General features: G+C 62.3%; 11 protein-coding genes. 8 read left to right on the top strand and 3 right to left on the bottom strand.

Annotated features, from left to right (window positions below; genetic code table 11):
* Positions 1 to 220: 220 nt before the first annotated feature.
* Both G432_RS24305 and G432_RS21545 read right to left on the bottom strand, forming a co-directional pair.
* Entirely contained in the window at positions 221 to 355 is a 135-nt protein-coding gene (locus G432_RS24305; protein ID WP_257551768.1) for a hypothetical protein, read from the bottom strand.
* Positions 352 to 585: a type II toxin-antitoxin system Y4mF family antitoxin gene (locus G432_RS21545; RefSeq protein WP_015449411.1), complete on the bottom strand. Its 234-nt coding sequence runs from the start codon at positions 583 to 585 to the stop codon at positions 352 to 354. The genes G432_RS24305 and G432_RS21545 overlap by 4 nt, the downstream gene beginning before the upstream one ends.
* A gap of 237 nt (positions 586 to 822) precedes the next feature.
* Between G432_RS21545 and G432_RS21540 the strand changes: the two genes are divergently transcribed.
* The 7 genes from G432_RS21540 to G432_RS21510 all read left to right on the top strand — a co-directional run bounded on the left by G432_RS21540 (position 823) and on the right by G432_RS21510 (position 16,991).
* Positions 823 to 1,713, top strand: coding sequence for a universal stress protein (locus G432_RS21540; protein WP_187294072.1), 891 nt, complete (start codon positions 823 to 825; stop codon positions 1,711 to 1,713).
* A 13-nt stretch (positions 1,714 to 1,726) separates the two neighbouring features.
* Positions 1,727 to 2,410, top strand: a complete 684-nt coding sequence (locus G432_RS21535) for a hypothetical protein (protein ID WP_015449409.1) — start codon at positions 1,727 to 1,729, stop codon at positions 2,408 to 2,410.
* 316 nt (positions 2,411 to 2,726) lie between these two features.
* Positions 2,727 to 5,111, top strand: a complete 2,385-nt coding sequence (gene ppsA / locus G432_RS21530) for a phosphoenolpyruvate synthase (protein ID WP_015449408.1) — start codon at positions 2,727 to 2,729, stop codon at positions 5,109 to 5,111.
* 257 nt (positions 5,112 to 5,368) lie between these two features.
* Positions 5,369 to 6,382, top strand: coding sequence for a universal stress protein (locus G432_RS22965; protein ID WP_084673723.1), 1,014 nt, complete (start codon positions 5,369 to 5,371; stop codon positions 6,380 to 6,382).
* A 2-nt stretch (positions 6,383 to 6,384) separates the two neighbouring features.
* Complete coding sequence (locus G432_RS21520) at positions 6,385 to 14,811, top strand: GH36-type glycosyl hydrolase domain-containing protein (RefSeq protein ID WP_015449406.1); 8,427 nt, start codon at positions 6,385 to 6,387, stop codon at positions 14,809 to 14,811.
* A gap of 201 nt (positions 14,812 to 15,012) precedes the next feature.
* Positions 15,013 to 16,002 (top strand): L,D-transpeptidase, encoded by a 990-nt coding sequence (locus G432_RS21515; protein WP_084673722.1) that lies wholly within the window; start codon positions 15,013 to 15,015, stop codon positions 16,000 to 16,002.
* A gap of 407 nt (positions 16,003 to 16,409) precedes the next feature.
* On the top strand, positions 16,410 to 16,991 hold the full coding sequence (locus G432_RS21510; protein WP_015449404.1) for a hypothetical protein: 582 nt from the start codon (positions 16,410 to 16,412) through the stop codon (positions 16,989 to 16,991).
* Positions 16,992 to 17,142: 151 nt separating this feature from the next.
* On the opposite strand, the gene G432_RS23555 is transcribed toward G432_RS21510, so the two are convergent.
* Complete coding sequence (locus G432_RS23555) at positions 17,143 to 17,382, bottom strand: hypothetical protein (RefSeq protein ID WP_144062205.1); 240 nt, start codon at positions 17,380 to 17,382, stop codon at positions 17,143 to 17,145.
* Positions 17,383 to 17,425: 43 nt separating this feature from the next.
* Here G432_RS23555 and G432_RS21505 point away from each other — a divergent pair, with 43 nt between their 5' ends.
* Complete coding sequence (locus G432_RS21505) at positions 17,426 to 17,665, top strand: ribbon-helix-helix domain-containing protein (protein ID WP_015449403.1); 240 nt, start codon at positions 17,426 to 17,428, stop codon at positions 17,663 to 17,665.
* Position 17,666: the final 1 nt, after the last annotated feature.

The following is a 17,666-nucleotide window of genomic DNA, read 5'->3' as shown; positions in this document are numbered from 1 at the left end:
ATCCCAACGAGCGCTGTCGGCTGCGAGGAACGCGAACTCTGGCGTGGCATAGGCAATGATGGCGGTCATGCATGGCCAATAGGTGGTTTCGGCCGGCCGTGCGAGCCTGACTATACCTGGCCCCGAGGCGCCGCGTTAAACGATATGATATATCGTTTAACATAATCCCTATTATCAGTCTTTTATCCTTTTATATCAATATGTTATAAAATCACTCCCTCTATGTTCCAAGCTTCAGCGCAAGCCGGTCCGCCCGGTCGAGCACAATCATCGGCAAATCGCCAAGACGAGACACATCCTCAAGTCCGGGCACTTCGATCCCAGCGATGATGGCGCCCCGGATATCGGTAGTCATACTGGCCGGCCCGCCATCACGATCCCATCCGGTCGCCGGATCTGGAGTTCACAGCCCAATGCTGCAAGGACCGCGATGACTTTACCGATCTGGGCTGTCGCCTTGCCTCGCTCGAGTTCGACAAGGAAGCGCAGCCCGACCCCGCTTGCGGCCGCCAATTCATCCTGGCGGAGCCCAAGCGCCTTGCGTTCGTCGCGAATGATTTGTCCGATCGCTGTTGTGTCGAGCATAGCACCCTACTTTCCCGAACGGGAAATATTGGGCCCGACACCGATTTCAAGCAGAAATTTACCCGATCGGGTATTTCTGGCCCGATCCCAGCAGGAAAGCTAATAAATTTCCCGTCCGGGATATCGCCGCGCACATGCTGCAATTGAATCAGCCCATATCTGAAGTTGAGACAAGCTGCTGTAAGTCCCTTTGCAGACGTCGACGACCGCTGGTACCTTCCCGGCCATGGTATCTGCTTGTCTCCTCTGTTGAATTTTATGGTCACGCCGCAAACGATCCTGCTGCCCACCGACTTTACCGGCCGGTGCGACCGCTCCCGCGACCGGGCGGTGCTATTGGCACGCGCCTGGGGCGCCAGGTTAGTGCTTCTTCACGTCCTCGAGGACGATGCGACGATACCGTGGGATCGCGAAGAAGCCATCGATCGGGCCCAGGCGAAGCTTGAGAGCGAAGTGCAAAACAGTGATATCGCAATTTGCACGAGGGTCGCGTTCGGTGATGTCACTTCGACCATTCTCGATGTCGCTGCCGAATTCTCGGTCGATCTCATCGTCACAGGCATTTCCCGCAAGGACGAGCTCGGAGATTTCCTCATTGGAACCACGGTCGAACGCCTGGCACGACGGGCAGGCTTGCCGCTCCTGATCGTCAAGGGCCGCGCGGAAGATGAATATCGGCAGCTGATGGCGACCACGGATTTTTCGGAATGCTCGCGAACCGCGCTGATAACCGCGGTTGACCTGTTCCCATCGGCGGCGATCACGCTCGTCCATGCCTATCACGTCCGGCTTGAGGCGTTGCGCGGCCGCGAAGGCCCCGCCGCGGCGCAACAGGCGGAAATCGCGATGGAGCTAGACGCGTTTCTGAACGCGACCGCCCTGCCTCATGGGACGCAAGCACTCATTGATGTCAACGTGGATTATGGTGACGTCTGCCAGGTTGCGCGCGACCATGTGCAGGCGAACGTTGTCGATCTCGCGGTCATTGGAACCCATGGGCGCTCGGCGCTGGCAACAGCAATGCTCGGTAGCACGGCGCGCGCCCTTGTCGGCTGCCTCGAATGCGACGTCCTGCTGGTTCCGCAGAGCAGCCGGGCCAACCAGCCGGCGCACCACATCATCCGCTGAAGCGTGCCTGTCGATGCAGGACAATAAGCCAGTTGAGGAGAAGCGAGCGAGGTTCGCGCATCTCGTCATCCTCGTCGCCCTGCAATCCGTGATGGCAGCGGAACTTGTTTTTCTGGTCGTCGAGGAGCAATGGGTCCACGTCTTCCTGGTGGCTGGAATCATGCTGACGATGGCGTTGCCTGTCGTGCTGAAAGCCCGCTTTTCCGTTCAGATACCACCTGAAGTACAGATACTTGCCATCCTGTTTGGTTTTGCCACTCTCTTCCTCGGTGAGGTCCGCGATTATTATGAACGCTTTTGGTGGTGGGATCTGGTCCTTCATACAACGGCAGGACTACTCTTGGGCCTTCAAGGGTTCATGACGGTCTACATCCTCAATGAAGACCGCCATGTGGACCTTCATATGAGGCCTTCGTTTCTCGCAATCTTTGCATTCTGTTTCTCCCAGGCGATCGGCGCCCTTTGGGAGATATTCGAGTTCGGGATGGACCAGATTTTCGGGTTGACCATGCAAAAGCCCATGCTCGGCGACCCGTCTGGACTTACCGACACAATGTGGGATCTCATCGTCAACGCCATCGGTGCGCTCGCGATCAGCGTGGCTGGCTGGCGCTATCTCAGTCGCGCCCGATCCTCCTACGTGGACGACTGGGTCAAACGCTTCATCGCTCGCAATCCCCAGCTCTTCGGTGATTGAAACGATCGCCGTCCCGCCGATGGCGTGAGAGAAGCACCTGAAGCAGCCGGGCTGACCAAGCATTTGACGGCAAAGCCCGCGAAAATCGCCGGTGCCGCCCTGGCCAACAGGCTCCATCGGATGGCTTGGGTCGCCACAAGCCGAAGCAAAACATATCGGACCGCGGCCGCCCCTTAATCCCGGTCCTTCTGTGCTCTGCGGCGCATAGGACCCTTACGTAATGACCCTCGCCACCTCCTCGGCGATGGTCACCTGCGAAAACGAGGCGATCAAGGCGGTAGCGCGCCTGGCGCCGTACCCAAGCTGGAGGGGAGCCATGCCCAAACCATTGATCCTGTGGTTCGAGGAAATCGCCATCGCAGACGTGCCGGCCGTTGGCGGCAAAAACGCGTCTCTGGGCGAGATGACGGCGGCGCTTTCTCAAAAGGGCGTCAAGGTGCCATCCGGTTTCGCCACAACCGCTGAGGCTTATCGGGCATTTGTGCATCACAACCAGCTTGCCCCGCTGATCACCCAACATCTCGCCGCTTTCCATTCCGGCAAAAAGACGTTGCAGGAAACCGGGCAAACCATCCGTCGCCTGTTCCTGGAGGGTGAGATGCCTTCCTTCATCACGGAAGATATACTGGCCGCCTATGAGGAACTCGGCCGTCGCGCAGGAATTGATCGTCCGGCCGTTGCTGTCCGTAGCAGCGCCACCGCCGAAGACCTCCCCGATGCAAGCTTCGCGGGACAGCAGGAAACCTTCCTGAACGTGAAAGGGCAACTGGCACTTCAGGACGCCTGCCGGCGCTGTTTCGCATCGCTGTTCACGGACCGGGCCATCAGTTACCGCGATGCGATGGGCTTCGATCATCTCGACGTTGCCCTTTCGATCGGCATCCAGCAGATGGTGCGTTCGGATTTATCCGGTTCGGGCGTAATGTTCTCGATCGACACCGAAACCGGATTTCCCAACGCGATCGTCATCAGCGCCGCCTGGGGCCTTGGTGAAACCGTGGTTCAAGGAACCGTCAACCCGGACCGATATGTCGTTTTCAAGCCGCTTCTCGTACAGCCGGGAAACGAGCCGATCATCGACAAGGAGCTTGGCGGCAAGGCTTTCCGCATGGTTTACGGCGAAGGCGGCAGCCACCGCACGCGCATCGTCGAAACGACAGCGCAGGAACGCCGGTCGTTCGTGCTCGACAATGCCGATATCCTCCTACTCGCGCGCTGGGCCGTCGCGATCGAGGACCATTATCAATGTCCGATGGACATCGAGTGGGCGAAGGACGGCGAGACAGGTGAACTCTATATTGTCCAGGCCCGGCCCGAGACGGTCCAGGCGCAATCCAGCACCACCACCTTCCGACATTACAGGCTCCAATCGAAAGGCACCGCGATCGCGACCGGCGCCGCGATCGGCACCGCCATCGCCGCCGGAAAAGCCTGCGTGATCCGCACAGCCGCCGACATCGAACAGTTCCGCGACGGATCGATCCTCGTAACCGAAACGACGGACCCAGACTGGGTTCCCGTCATGAAACGGGCTGCGGGCATCGTGACCGACCATGGCGGCACGACCAGCCATGCCGCCATCGTCAGCCGCGAACTTGGCGTGCCCGCGATCGTCGGCACAGGCAACGCCACCGAGGTCATCGCCGAAAACCAGGACATCACGATCAGTTGCGCCGATGGGGACGTCGGCACGATCTACGACGGCATCCTCGAGTTCTCGGTGACCGAGGTCGATATCGGCGCCCTGCCCGTCACCAGGACCGACATGATGGTCAATATCGCCAACCCGGCAGCAGCCTTCCAGTGGTGGAGGCTGCCCGCAAAGGGCGTTGGCCTCGCCCGTATGGAATTCATCATCAACGCGCACATCAAGGTCCACCCCATGGCGCTTGTCCATCCCGAGCGAGCGAGCCCGGAAGCCCAGCGCCAGATCCGGGAACTCACACGTGGATACGCACACCCGTCCGACTATTTCGTCGACGTCCTCGCTCGCGGCATCGCCAAGCTTGCAAGCCCCTATCACCCCCACCCTGCCATCGTTCGCCTCAGCGACTTCAAGACCAACGAATATGCCCACCTCGTGGGCGGCGACGTCTTCGAACCTGAGGAAGAGAATCCGATGCTCGGATTCCGGGGCGCGTCACGCTATTATGACGACCGTTATCGCGAAGGCTTTGCGCTCGAATGCCGCGCCCTCAAACGGGTGCGTGAAACCATGGGCTTCCGCAACGTCATCGTGATGGTTCCCTTCTGCCGTACCCCGGCCGAAGCCGATCGCGTCCTTGAAGCCATGGCGGAAAATGGCCTGCACCGCGGCGAGGACGGCCTCCAAGTCTATATGATGTGCGAGATTCCTTCGAACGTCATCCTGGCCGAGCAGTTCGCCACGCGCTTCGACGGCTTCTCCATCGGGTCGAACGACCTCACCCAGCTGGTGCTTGGCGTCGACCGCGATTCAGGCTTATTGGCAGGCTTGTTCGATGAGCGCGATGAGGCCGTCACCCGGATGATCGCCGAGGCCATACGCAAGGCACATGCCGCCGGCATCAAGATCGGCATTTGCGGCCAGGCGCCGAGCAATCACCCCGATTTCGCGGCTTTCCTCGTGGCTGAGGGTATCGACTCCATATCGCTGAACCCGGACAGCTTCGTACGGACGGTGCAGGCCGTTTCGGCAGCCGAGGGCATCTCGGCGACCTGATCTCCCCTGCCCGACCGGCGCGTGAGCCGCGATTTTTCCCGATGCGCCGGTCCGGTGCGGCCAACCGGAAACCCTTCAGTCCCCTGCCATTCGTAAAAGCCCTAATGTCTTCCCCCGATTGGCCTCGATAGCCTGCTCCCGCACTGGCTCGAATCAGCAAGAGGGCAAGGGCTGGTCCACGCAGCGCACCAAGAGGGTCCGCCGCACTCAAAACCGCCGATCGCCGGGGGACGAACGGCAACAGGAGGTCGTGTCCCATGTCTGCTGTCGCTGCGTTTCCTATTCCGTCCCACCCCCACCCGCCCGCTTCCGACCCAGGGATCGTTGCCTGTATCGACTGCGCCGATCGCAACGCCTGGATTTATCCGCATGCCGCTGCGCTCGCGGCTGCACTCGAGTTCCCGGTTACGCTCCTCCAGGTCCTCGATGCCGAGACATCGCCTGACGTGCGCCCGGATCCGATCGAGTGGAATCTTCGGCGACGCGAAGCGTTGCGCGCGCTGGGTCGATGCACCACTACGGCTCAAACACCAACGCCCCAAACCACGATCGAACTCGCCGAAGGACAAACGGCAGAAGAGATCTGTCGCTTCATTGGCGAGCGCAGCGATGGCCTGATCGTGCTGGGAAGGCGCGGAAAGAAGGAGCTGGGCAAGACCGGAATAGGCGGCACCGCTCAGAAAATCCTCGCCCACGCGCCAAGCCCAATCCTGCTCGTCCCTGTCGAGGCTCAAGCACCGGACCAGTGCTACCAGCGCATTCTCGTGCCGCTTGATGGGTCGCGCTGGGCGGAAAGCGTCCTGCCCATGGCCGCGCGCATTGCGCGCGCCGCCAACGCGGAGATCCTGCTCGCCCATGTCGTCCCCGCCCCCGAAATGATCGAAGCACGGCCGCTGGAAATGGAAGACAAGGAGCTTCGCCAAAATCTCATCGAGCGCAACGAACAGGCCGCGCGCAGCTATCTTCAGCGGATCAAATCGAACCTGGCAGCGAGCGGCCTTCGCGTTCGCACCCTGTCAACCCGCGCAGAGGATGTCCGCGAGGCGCTCAACGCACTGATCGAAAAGGAAGCCGTCGATCTCACCGTGATGTCGGCCCGCGGCCATAATCGTCAACACGTGGTGGACGTTCCCTATGGCACGGTCGCATCCTACCTGATGGCGCACTGCAGCGTACCGATGCTCGTTTTGCCGACCACATCTCGCCCGGCGCAGACAACTCTCCCAACCACGCATGAGAGGCTCCGCTTGCCGATCGGCGGCCTGGGCTGATCATGGCCGATCTGGAGGACCGCGATCCCATCAGCGGGATCGCCGCTGACACCGCGACCCGCCACCAGCTCACGGGCCTGATCAGCCGATCGACCCCTCTCATAGCCTGGACCCGCCTTGATGCGATGAAAGGGTGGTTGACCAGGGCGCGGCTCGCGGCGGGCAAGGCCGAGCCGCATGCCAGTTCGGCGGCCGAGTGGCTGCTGGACAATGACTATCAGATTCAGCGGGCCATCCTCCAGATCCGTGAGGATCTTCCGCAGGAATTCTACGCGAAACTGCCGGGTCTCGGCGAAGGAAGCCTCGCGCGCCCGCGCATCCATCAGCTTGCTCACTCGTTCCTGCAGGCTTCGCACCTTCAGGTGTCGCTGAACTCGGCTGTCCACTATGTGGACTGCTACCAGGAGCGGATGCCACTCAGCATCGCCGAAATCTGGGCCTTTCCGACGATGCTCCGCATCGTCTGCCTGGAGTTTCTGGTCACGGCCTTCAGCCGGCTCTTCCCCGATGTCGAGCCACCCTTCGAGGTCGTCGAGACCCCGGACGCATGCGCAACGGCATTCGACGAGACAGAATATGTGGCGCGCGCCATCGCCAATCTGGCGGTGATAGCAACCATCCAGTGGAACGACTTTTTCGATCGAACGAGCCGGGTTGAGGCGATCCTCAGGCGCGATCCGGCCGGGGTCTATCCGCGCATGGATTTCGACACCCGCGACCGATACCGTCACGCCGTAGAGCAGCTTGCCGAGCAGTCACGGTTGGCGGAATGGGAGGTTGCGGAACGGGCCCTGCGCCAGTGCCATAGCAGTGAAAACTCGCCGTCGGGCCATGTCGGCTATTGGCTGATCGACGAAGGGCGGGCGTTCTTTTCGGATGCTATCGATCCGCGCCCCTGGACGTTGAGCTCGATGCTGCGCCGCATACTTCGCTATCCGGGCGTCATCTACGCGTGCGCTCTGCTCCTGGCCGGGCTTACCGCCTTCGCCGTGCCAGCTGCCTATCTCGCGTCAGCCGAAGCTTCGATCGGCTCTTGGCTGCTCGGCATTGCCTTGACACTCCTCCCCGCGTCGATCCTGAGCATCACATTCGTCAACTGGCTCGTGACCCAGATTGTTCCCCCACGGGTTCTTCCCAAGTTCGAATTCAGAAAGGGAATCCCCAAGGATTGCGCCACCGCCGTCGTCACGCCTGTGCTTGTCGCAAACGCCTCGGACGTCCCTTCCCTCCTGCAGCGGCTCGAGGCCCATCGGCTGGCAAATCCCGATGCAGCTCTCCAGTTCGTCCTGCTCAGCGACTTCGCCGACGCGGATTCTGAGGACATGCCGGCCGATGACGACATTACCCATGCGCTGGTCTCGGGCGTGGACGAGCTCAACGGGCGCTACCCGGACGCCCGGGGCGACGGTCCGTTTCACCTCTTCCACCGGCCTCGCCTCTACAATGAGGCACAGGGATCCTGGATGGGATGGGAACGCAAGCGCGGCAAACTTGAGCAGTTCAATGCCTACATCCTCCACGGAATTTCCGCGCCTTTCAGCGTGACCGCCGGCCGGATCGATGCGCTGCGCAAATGTCGCTTCGTGGTGACAGCCGATGCCGACACCCGCCTCCCGCCCGGTGTCGTCCGCCGATTGGTCGGCACGCTCGCGCATCCGCTCAACAGGGCGCATTTCGATCCCGTTTCAGGCCGGGTGGAACGGGGCTATACAATCATCCAGCCTCGCGTCGAGCTGGCGCCGGACACGGCCGGTCAGTCGCTCTTCTCCCGTTTCTATGGCGGAGATACGGCGATCGACATCTATTCGCGCGCCGTATCGGACGTCTACCAGGACCTCCTGGGCTCCGGTGTCTTCGTCGGAAAGGGCATCTACGAGGTCGCCCCCTTCGAGCGCAGCCTTGAAGGCCGTGTTCCTGAGAACACTCTCCTCAGCCACGATCTGTTCGAGGGCCTGCATGGCCGCGCAGCCCTGGCGAGCGACATCATCGTCTACGAGGGTTTTCCGACCGGCTACCTCGATTTCGCGTGGCGATGGCACCGATGGGTGCGCGGCGACTGGCAGATCCTGCCCTGGCTGTTTCCCTTCGTACCCGGCCGCGACGGGCGCTGGCTGCGCAACCGGCTCGACTGGTTCGACCGCCTCAAGATATTCGACAATCTGCGCCGCAGTCTGATCCCCTTCAGCATCGTCGCGCTGCTGCTGGGCGGCTGGTTCCTGCTCCATGGCGAGCCCTGGGTGTGGACGCTCCTCGCGCTTGCTGCACCCGCCGCCTATCTTTTCACCGATCTCGTCACCGGCGTCGCTCGGGGCCGACGGCGCGGCGTCATGCAACGCGTTCTTCGGAGGCAGGCCGATCAGTTCGGCCGATGGGCGCTGGCGATCACATTCCTCGTCAGCGACACATTCATCGCGCTCCACGCCATCCTGGTCACCCTCTGGCGGCTCCGATCGGGACGAAAGAGGCTTGAATGGACCTCTGCTGCGCACATGGCGAGCCGGATCGCCGCGCGCCATCCCCGGCTTGCCGCCTGGCGTGATATGGCCGCATCTCCCGTGCTTGCGGTGCTTGTTGCCGGTGCCCTGATCATGATCGCCCCTGCCGCCTTGCCCGCGGCCGCGCCGGTTCTGCTGCTTTGGTTTGTTGCGCCGGAAGTTGCGATCCGGGTCAGCCGCGTCCTTCCTCAACGCACGGAAACCATCTCCGAAGAGGACAGAAAGTACCTCCGGCTGGTGGCGCGCCGCACCTGGCTCTTTTTCGAAACCTTCGTGCGGCCCGAGGACAACTGGCTCCCTCCCGACAACTATCAGGAACCACCGAACGAAGAGACCGCGCACCGCACCTCCCCAACCAACATCGGCATGATGTTGATCTCGTCCCTCACTGCCTGGCGGCTTGGACATATCGGTCTCAATGAACTCGAGATGCGCCTGCGCAACGCGTTCGACACGATCGATCGCCTGGAACGCTATCGCGGCCATATTCTGAACTGGTACGAGACGAGAACGCTGGCCGCTCTCGAACCCCGGTATGTTTCGACCGTCGATAGCGGCAATCTGGCGGTTAGCCTGATTACCGTCGCGCAAGCTCTGCGCGATGCGCGTAACGCGCCGCCGGTTGGCATCGATCCGTGGCATGGGCTCGAAGACACCATCGGCCTGCTCGCCGGAGCGCTGGATGCACTCGATTCGAAAGCGGCTCCGGCGATTCGCGCGACTCTCGCCGCCATGCGCGAAACCGCCGAGCGTACGCGGGACAACGAACCCGAATGGATCTGGACGATCGAAGACCTGATCTCGATCGACATGCAACGGCTGCGAGAACAGACCGGCTTGCTTGCCGAGAGCGTTGCCGAGAACAATATCGCCGCCCTTCGGGACGTTCAGACCTGGCTCGAGCGGCTGGAGCATCATCTGCTGGGCATGCGGCGTGATCTTCGTATCTTCGCCCCCTGGACAGAGCGTCTTGCAACTCCCCCGTCAGACTGCGCCGAAATCGCGGCCCGGATCGCTGACCTCATGACTTACGGCTTGGCATCGCCGGTCGGCGCCGGGGAGGCGCAAGCTCTCGACATCCTCGACGCCTTCTCGCGAGATGCGGCTCCGGATGCTGCCGGGGAATGGCTGCAAGATCTTCGCGCCGCGATCGCGGAGGGCCGCCTGTCCGCGCAGGAACTCTCCGAACGCCTGGACAGCCTTGCGCACCGCGCGACCACGCTTGCCCACGAGATGGATTTTGCGCTGCTCTTCGATCCCGCCAGCCGCCTCTTCCACATCGGCTACAATCTCAGCGCCGACCGTATCGATCCCCATCACTACGACCTCCTGGCCAGCGAAGCCCGGCTTGCCAGCTATTTCGCAATAGCCAAGGGCGACGTCGCGCCGGCGCATTGGTTCCACCTGGGCCGCCCGATCACCAGGCAGGATACCGGATTGGCGCTGGTGTCCTGGAACGGCTCGATGTTCGAATATCTCATGCCGAATATCTTCCTGCATAGCGATCCGACCACTCTTCTCGGCATGAGCGATCGCACGTCCATCGACATCCAGATGGCGTTCGGTCGATCCCAGGCGATCCCCTGGGGAATTTCCGAGTCCTCATTCGCATCGATGAGCCAGGAGCGCGTCTATCGATACCACGCCTTCGGCGTCCCGGAACTCGGGCTGCAGCGTGGCCTGGGTCGCGATCTCGTCGTCGCACCGTATGCGACCGCCCTTGCTCTGACGACACGCCCGTCGGTTGCCGTACGAAATCTCAGGGCGCTAGAGGACCTGGGCGTCATCGGCCGCTATGGCTTCTATGAGGCCATCGACTTCACGCCCGAGCGCGTGCCCACTGGAAAGCGCTTCGCCCTCGTGCGCTCCTACATGGCGCACCATCATGGCATGAGCCTCGCGGCGCTTGGCAACGTCCTGTTCGAGAACCTGCATGTCCGCTGGTTTCACGCGGACCCCCATGTGCGCTCCGTCGATCTCCTTCTCAACGAGCGAATCCCGTGGGAATTGCCTCCCGAAATCGCACGGGTTGAGGTCCGGGAACCGCAAGTCACGCCCGAGAGCGCAATTCCGGGCCTCTACAGCTGGACGCCGAACCGCCGTTACGGCAATCCTGCCTGGCAGGTCCTTGGAAATGGCCGCCTCTCGACCCGAATCCGCACGGACGGTGCCGGAAGCATCGGCTGGAATCAGAACGCGCTCACCAGGGTGGCCCCCTTCGACGCGGAGGCCGGTCACTGGCTCTATCTGCGCGACCTTGATGGCGATGATGTCTGGTCGGCGACCGGCGGCCCATTTCCGCAACCGGAAGAGCCGCCACAAGTGGTTTTCCACGCCCATCAAGTCGAATTCCATAGGCGGGCGCATGGCCTGTCGGCCACAACGACGATCACCATCGCCAATGGTGATGACCTCGAGATCCGGCGCCTCAGCCTCGTCAATGTGGAGGACCGTCCCCGCATCATCGAAATCACCAGCTACGCCGAGATCGTGCTGGCGCCGGCCCATGACGCCGCGCGCCATCCTGCTTTCAGCAAATTGTTCGTCGGCGCGGAACCTTTGCCGGGTGGGGACGGGCTGCTGTTCACCCGGCGCCCCCGCAATCCCGCCGAGAAGCCCCCTGTCATGCTCCATCGGGCGATCGGCGATGACGAGGGTTTCACACATCTGGGTGTGGAAGCCGATCGCAGGGCCTTCCTCGGCCGCCACGGCAGCGCCACCCGCCCGGCCGGAATGGATGGAGAGGCGTTCAGCGGAACACTGGGATGGACGCTCGATCCGGTTTGCGCGGTCAGGCTTCGGATCGAGCTCCCGCCCCATGGCCGGCGCGAACTTGCCTTTCTGACAATCGCCGCCGCATCCCACCAGTCCGCACTCGATATCGCGGAGCGCTACACAACCCTCGCTTCACTCGAGTGGGCCGTCAGTGACGTCGCAACAGCAACCGCGCGCGCCATGCACGCCCTCGGCCTGGCGCCAGAATTCGTACCGCAAGCGCAGGAACTCTTGTCCTTCCTCCTCTCTGCCCGCACCAATCTTCCGTCATCTGCGGCACACAGCTTTGGCCGCGGCGACCTTTGGGCACTTGGCATTTCCGGCGATCACCCCGTCCTGCTACTGCGCGCCGGATCCGCAGAGCAGACCGGGCTGCTCCGTTTCCTCATCCCGGCGCACGCGCTCTGGCGGCAGCGAGGGATGATCGTGGACCTTGTGGTCACGCACGATGGAACCTCAGGCTATGTCGAACCCGTACGCGAGCAGCTTCTTGAGGTGCTCAGAGACCAGAACGCCCAGGATCGCCTCGGGACAAACGGCGGCGTCCACGTGATCGGTATCGGTCCCGGCGATGGCGAACGCGCGGCGCTCCTTGATCGGGTTTCGCGGGTGATCCTCGACGAAGGCGGTGGACCACTCGGAGACCAGCTTACCCGCCAGGAGCAGCCGTACCATCAGGGACCATCATTCATCCCGGTCGATGGCACGGCAGCGGTGCACGCATCCGCCCCGCTGCCCAGACCATCCAATCTGCAATTTGACAATGGCTGGGGCGGCTTTGCTCCCGATAGCGGAGATTATGTCATTTACCTGGAGCCCGGCGCCACCACGCCTGCTCCCTGGTCCAACGTCCTTGCGAACGACGCCTTCGGAACGATCGTGACGGAAGGCGGGCTGGGATTCACCTGGGCGATCAACAGCGGTGAAAACAGGCTCACGCCCTGGTTCAACGATCCCATCCGCGACCCGCAGTGCGAACGACTGTACCTGCGCGACGAAGAGAATGCTCGCCTGTGGACCCCGACGCCCTTGCCGGCCGGCAGGCATTCGGCATGTCAAATTCAGCACGGCCCGGATCAAACCACCTGGCGGAGCAACAGCGAGGGCCTTGAACAGGAACTCTCCGCCTTCGTTCCCGCCACCGCGCCAGTCAAACTGGTCCGCTTGCGTTTGCGCAACCTCACGCCAAGCCCTCGCCGCCTCACGGCGACCTATTATGCGGAATGGCTGCTCGGGGCAGTCCACGGCGACGAGGCGCCGCTGCGCACATCCGATTACGATCCGGAATGCCACGCAATTCTCGCGCGGAACCCCTGGACCGAGGAATTTGGTGGCCGCGTGGCTTTCCTCGCCACCACGCGCCCGGTCCACAGTTTCACGACCTCCCGCCAGGATTTCGAAGGCGGCCAATCCGATCCCGCGCGCCCGGGAGCACTTTTGAGCTGGGATCTTGGAAACAGACCGGCAACCGTCGCTGACGATTGCTGCGCGGCCCTTCAGGTTCACCTCGACATTCCCGCCGACGGGACGGCGGAAGTCTGTTTCTTCCTCGGACAAGGCGAGAATTGGGATCATGCGCGTGAACTCGTACGCACCTGGCAGGATCCGGCTAACATCGAAGCGGCCGCCAGCGCCTGTGCAGACGCCTGGGAAGAGAGGCTGAGCCGGGTTCAGGTCACGACACCCGACCCCGCCTTTGACCTTATGGTCAACCGCTGGCTCCCTCACCAGTCGATCAGCGCCCGCGTGCGCGCCCGCGCCGGCTTCTATCAGGCAAGCGGGGCTTTCGGTTTCCGCGATCAGCTCCAGGATGTCCTCGCCCAGTTGCACGTCGATCCAGCGGCAACGCGGCGCCATATCCTGGCAGCGGCCGCCCATCAGTTCGAGGAAGGTGATGTTCTTCACTGGTGGCATCCGCCCTTTGACCGGGGTGTTCGAACCCGGTGTTCGGACGATCTCGTCTGGCTCCCTTATGCGGTTGGCCATTATGTGGAGGCCACGGGCGATACAGGGATTCTTTCAGAGCAGATCCCCTATCTGCAAGCGCCGCCGCTCACAGCCGATGAAGGCGATCGCTACGCCCGATTTGACGTCAGCCCATACACCCGGTCCCTCTTCGACCATTGCGACCGGGCGCTTTCACATGCCTATCGTCTCGGACCTCATGGGCTTCCCCTGATTGGTGCCGGCGACTGGAATGACGGGATGGACCGCGTGGGCAACCGGGGGCGCGGCGAAAGCGTGTGGCTTGCCTGGTTCCTCATTGCGACCATCCGAAATTTTACGCGGCACTGTCTCGATGAAAGCCAAACCGAGTTTCGTGATCGCTGGAACGGGCGCGCCGATACTCTCGTCGCCGCCGTCGAGCGATTCGCATGGGATGGCGAATGGTATCTGCGCGCATTCGATGATGACGGCAGGGCCTGGGGTACGTCCGAAGAGCAGGAGTGTCGCATCGATTCGATCGCGCAGTCCTGGTCCATACTTTCGGATGCCGGTGATCCAGAACGGACGGACGTGGCCATCGCCTCGGCGAGAAAGCACCTCGTCCGGGATGACGACAGCATTATCCGGCTACTTGATCCCGCCTTCGATCGAACGCCTCGCGAACCAGGCTATATCAAGGCCTATCCGCCCGGCGTTCGTGAGAATGGCGGCCAATACACCCATGCCGCAGCCTGGCTCGCCATTGCAGTGGCACGCAATCGGGATGGTGACGGCGCCATGTCCCTGCTCGATCGGATCAATCCGATCCGGCACACATCAACCCGCGAAGCTGCGGGACATTACCGGACCGAGCCCTATGTAGTCGCCGCCGACATTGCCGGTGTGATACCCCATCTGGGTCGCGGAGGCTGGACCTGGTACACTGGTGCGGCCGCCTGGACGTGGCGCCTGGCCGTCGAGGAAATCCTTGGCGTACGGCTCATCCGGAATGAATTGCAGATGCGCCCGAACTTGCCGCGAGATTGGGATCGGGCCGAGATGACCTTCCGTCGGGGGACCGCAGCCATTGCTGTGACGCTACAGGTCGATCACGATCTTGAACTGGAAACGCAAGTAGTCGTCGATGGCGCGGAGTGGCATGCACCCGGAATTCCCTTCCCCGAGGAGAGGGAGACGCGCCACGTTCTCGTGCGACTTGCCCGGCCAGCATGACATCAGGCACACATCGCCTCCTTCGTACGCCACCCGGTCATCTGCGTATTTCGCCCTGATGCCTGAAATGCTTTCTGCGCTCCCCGACCCATATGGTGTCCGCTCCCGACCGCAAGGATCCGGCGTCGGTGTTGCTCGTCCATCTTTCACCTGCTTTGTTGCGCTCCCTGCCCGCACATTGTTCCATAAAAGAGACGTTGCATGACGACAGGCCCGACTCCGTACCTCACGCGCCGTTCCTTGCTGGCAACCGCAGCGGTGAGCGCCCTTGGTCTGGCCGTTTCGCCGGCATTCGCCCAAACACGGCTTGACGAAGGATCAATCACAGCAACCGTTCAGACTTTGCGGCCGGGACAATTTCTCTGGGCGCCCGAAGCGGCCCCGGAAGGCCCCGTCATCATCGTCGTCAGCCTCAGCAAGCAGCGCGCCTATGTCTATCGCAATGGTGTCCTGATCGGGGTTTCGACCATATCATCAGGCACCGCCGGCCATGAGACGCCGACCGGGATTTTCACGATCCTGCAGAAGAAGGTCGACCACAAATCAAACCTTTACGATGATGCACCGATGCCGTTCATGCAAAGGCTCACCTGGAGCGGCATTGCCATGCATGCTGGCTATCCCGCATCGCATGGCTGCATACGGTTGCCGCTGGCCTTTGCGGAACACCTCTATGGAGTCACCCAACTCGGATTGACGGTGATCATTACCCAATCGGCGGACATCCCGCGTTTCGCTCCAGCCCCGCATGTGCTGGAAAATCGGGGGGCTTCACCCTCTTCATTCGAGAGCGCCTTCTCCACGACCTGGCAGCCAGAAAAAGCGCCCACTGGTCCGGTTTCCATCATACTCAGCGCCTCCGACGCGCGTGCCGTGGTCCTGCGCAATGGCGTCGAGATCGGCTCCGCGCCCATCGCGATCCGCGGACAGGTTTCAGGGTTGCAGGCCTTCACGCTTTCCTCCATCGACCAGCACGGCACGCATTGGATGTACCTGCCCTTGCTCGGAAACACCCGGACGGGCGAAGTATCCCGGCAGGAGCGCGAGCGGCTGACGCTGCCGGAGGACTTCCGCCAGAATCTTCTGGTGATCCTCAAGCCGGGAAGTACGCTTATTGTGACGGCGGATAGCTTGCAGAGCGGGAACACGGGCGCAGCGGTCACCGTAATCACGAGTGAGAATCCGGAATAGTATTCGTCATGAATTGCTGATTCCATCCAACTCGACTCAAGACCGCCAAGACGCTCAAGAATAGGTCAACGTCCAGCCGGTGTAATCATGAAAAGGGCGGGCGGGCGTGTCCGCTCGTCCGCCGGCCTGCACCGTCCAACGCATAGCTCGCAAACGTCATTTTCCCGTCTTGTGAGAATGGCATCAGGATCGGGATGGGGGGCCTCGAGACACGGAGACTCCTGATGACGGATCCGAGCAACAGCATAGCCACCGATGAGAAGCCGGGCTTCGAACGCGCCTATACCACGCGAGTCCAATGCCACTGCGGCTCGACCTATCCGGAATTGTAACTGACACGGGATCGGTGGCGGCCCAGCAAGGGCCGCGCCGCAGTTTCCTTCCTTCAGACTCGCTGAGCATCTCCCATGACCATCATCACGATCGACTTCGAAGCCTCCTGCCTGCCATGCCACGGCCGATCCTTCCCGATCGAGGTCGGCATCGCGAGCGTTGGCGACCTCTCGTGCTCCTGGCTGATCCGGCCGCATGAGGCCTGGACCGGCTGGGACTGGACCAGCGAAGCCCAGTCCCTTCACGGCATCGCCCGCGACCAACTCTACCACGACGGCCTTCCGGCTGATCGCGTGATGGCCGAACTGGCGGCGGCGGTCGGCGACGCGCGCGTTTTCGCCGACAGCTATCTCGACGCCCAATGGCTGAGGACGCTGGCGGGTGCTGCCGGAACCGCCCCACCGGTGGATATCCGCCATATCGAGGAAGTGATCGACCGGCTCGGCGCCGACGACGCAGATATCGCGCGAGCGCAGGCGCTCGTGAACGCGCAGTCCTTCGCTCGACACCGGGCCGGCGGCGATGCGCAATGGCTTGCCACCTTCATTGCGAAACTGGCAGCCATCGTTGCGGACCGTGAAGGGGCCGGGGAACGGCCGCTGTTCGATTGGGTCGCGTCGCGTGCGGTGCATCCGGCGATAGGGGTCGCGGCCTGACGAGGCAGACCGGTCGAGCGATTACGGCTTTCTTGCCCGCTTGAGCCGGCGGGCGTTCGCGGGAGCGCGGGCATGGACCGGTTTCACCGCCCCCGCGCCGAGCGCTACGCTCCGTTCAATCCGCGCGTGCCATGCGCGATATTACGGGCCGTCAACCCGCCCCGTTCGGCGGCGGTTGGCGGTCGCCCTTCAGCGCCACCGGCCCGAACCGCCGGGCCTGGGCCAGCATGTCGGCCTGCGTCGATACCTGCGCGGCGGCGATCACGGCGTTCGCTTTCGAGAACGCCTCGACCTTCTCCGGCGCCATGCGCGCGAGTTCAACGGGAAATCGGCGAGGATGTTGCAGCCGCTGCGGAAGAATAGTCACGGATTGCCGGTCGGCGTAAAACATGATAAGCGCTTAAGTGTAAAACAGCTTATTGGAGTTGGTGGTCATGGGCGATGCAACCCGCTGGACCGTGAATGTGGCGCCTGAAACGGATATCGAGGTGCGGACCTATCTCGCGCAGCGTGGGATGAAGAAGGGCGATCTTTCCAGGTTTATCGAGGAATCGGTCAAATGGCGCCTGCTCGACCTGACGCTTGCGGAAGCCAGGGCCGGGTTCGATGATCTTTCCGTCGATGAATTGGACAGCCTGATCGAGGAAGCGGTCGCCGACGCGCGCAAGCAATAAA

The organism is Sphingomonas sp. MM-1 (genome assembly GCF_000347675.2).
Lineage (GTDB): Bacteria > Pseudomonadota > Alphaproteobacteria > Sphingomonadales > Sphingomonadaceae > Sphingomonas_E > Sphingomonas_E fennica.
Note: the sequence above shows the minus strand (reverse complement) of the source record. Positions and strands in the feature narration are given on the sequence as shown.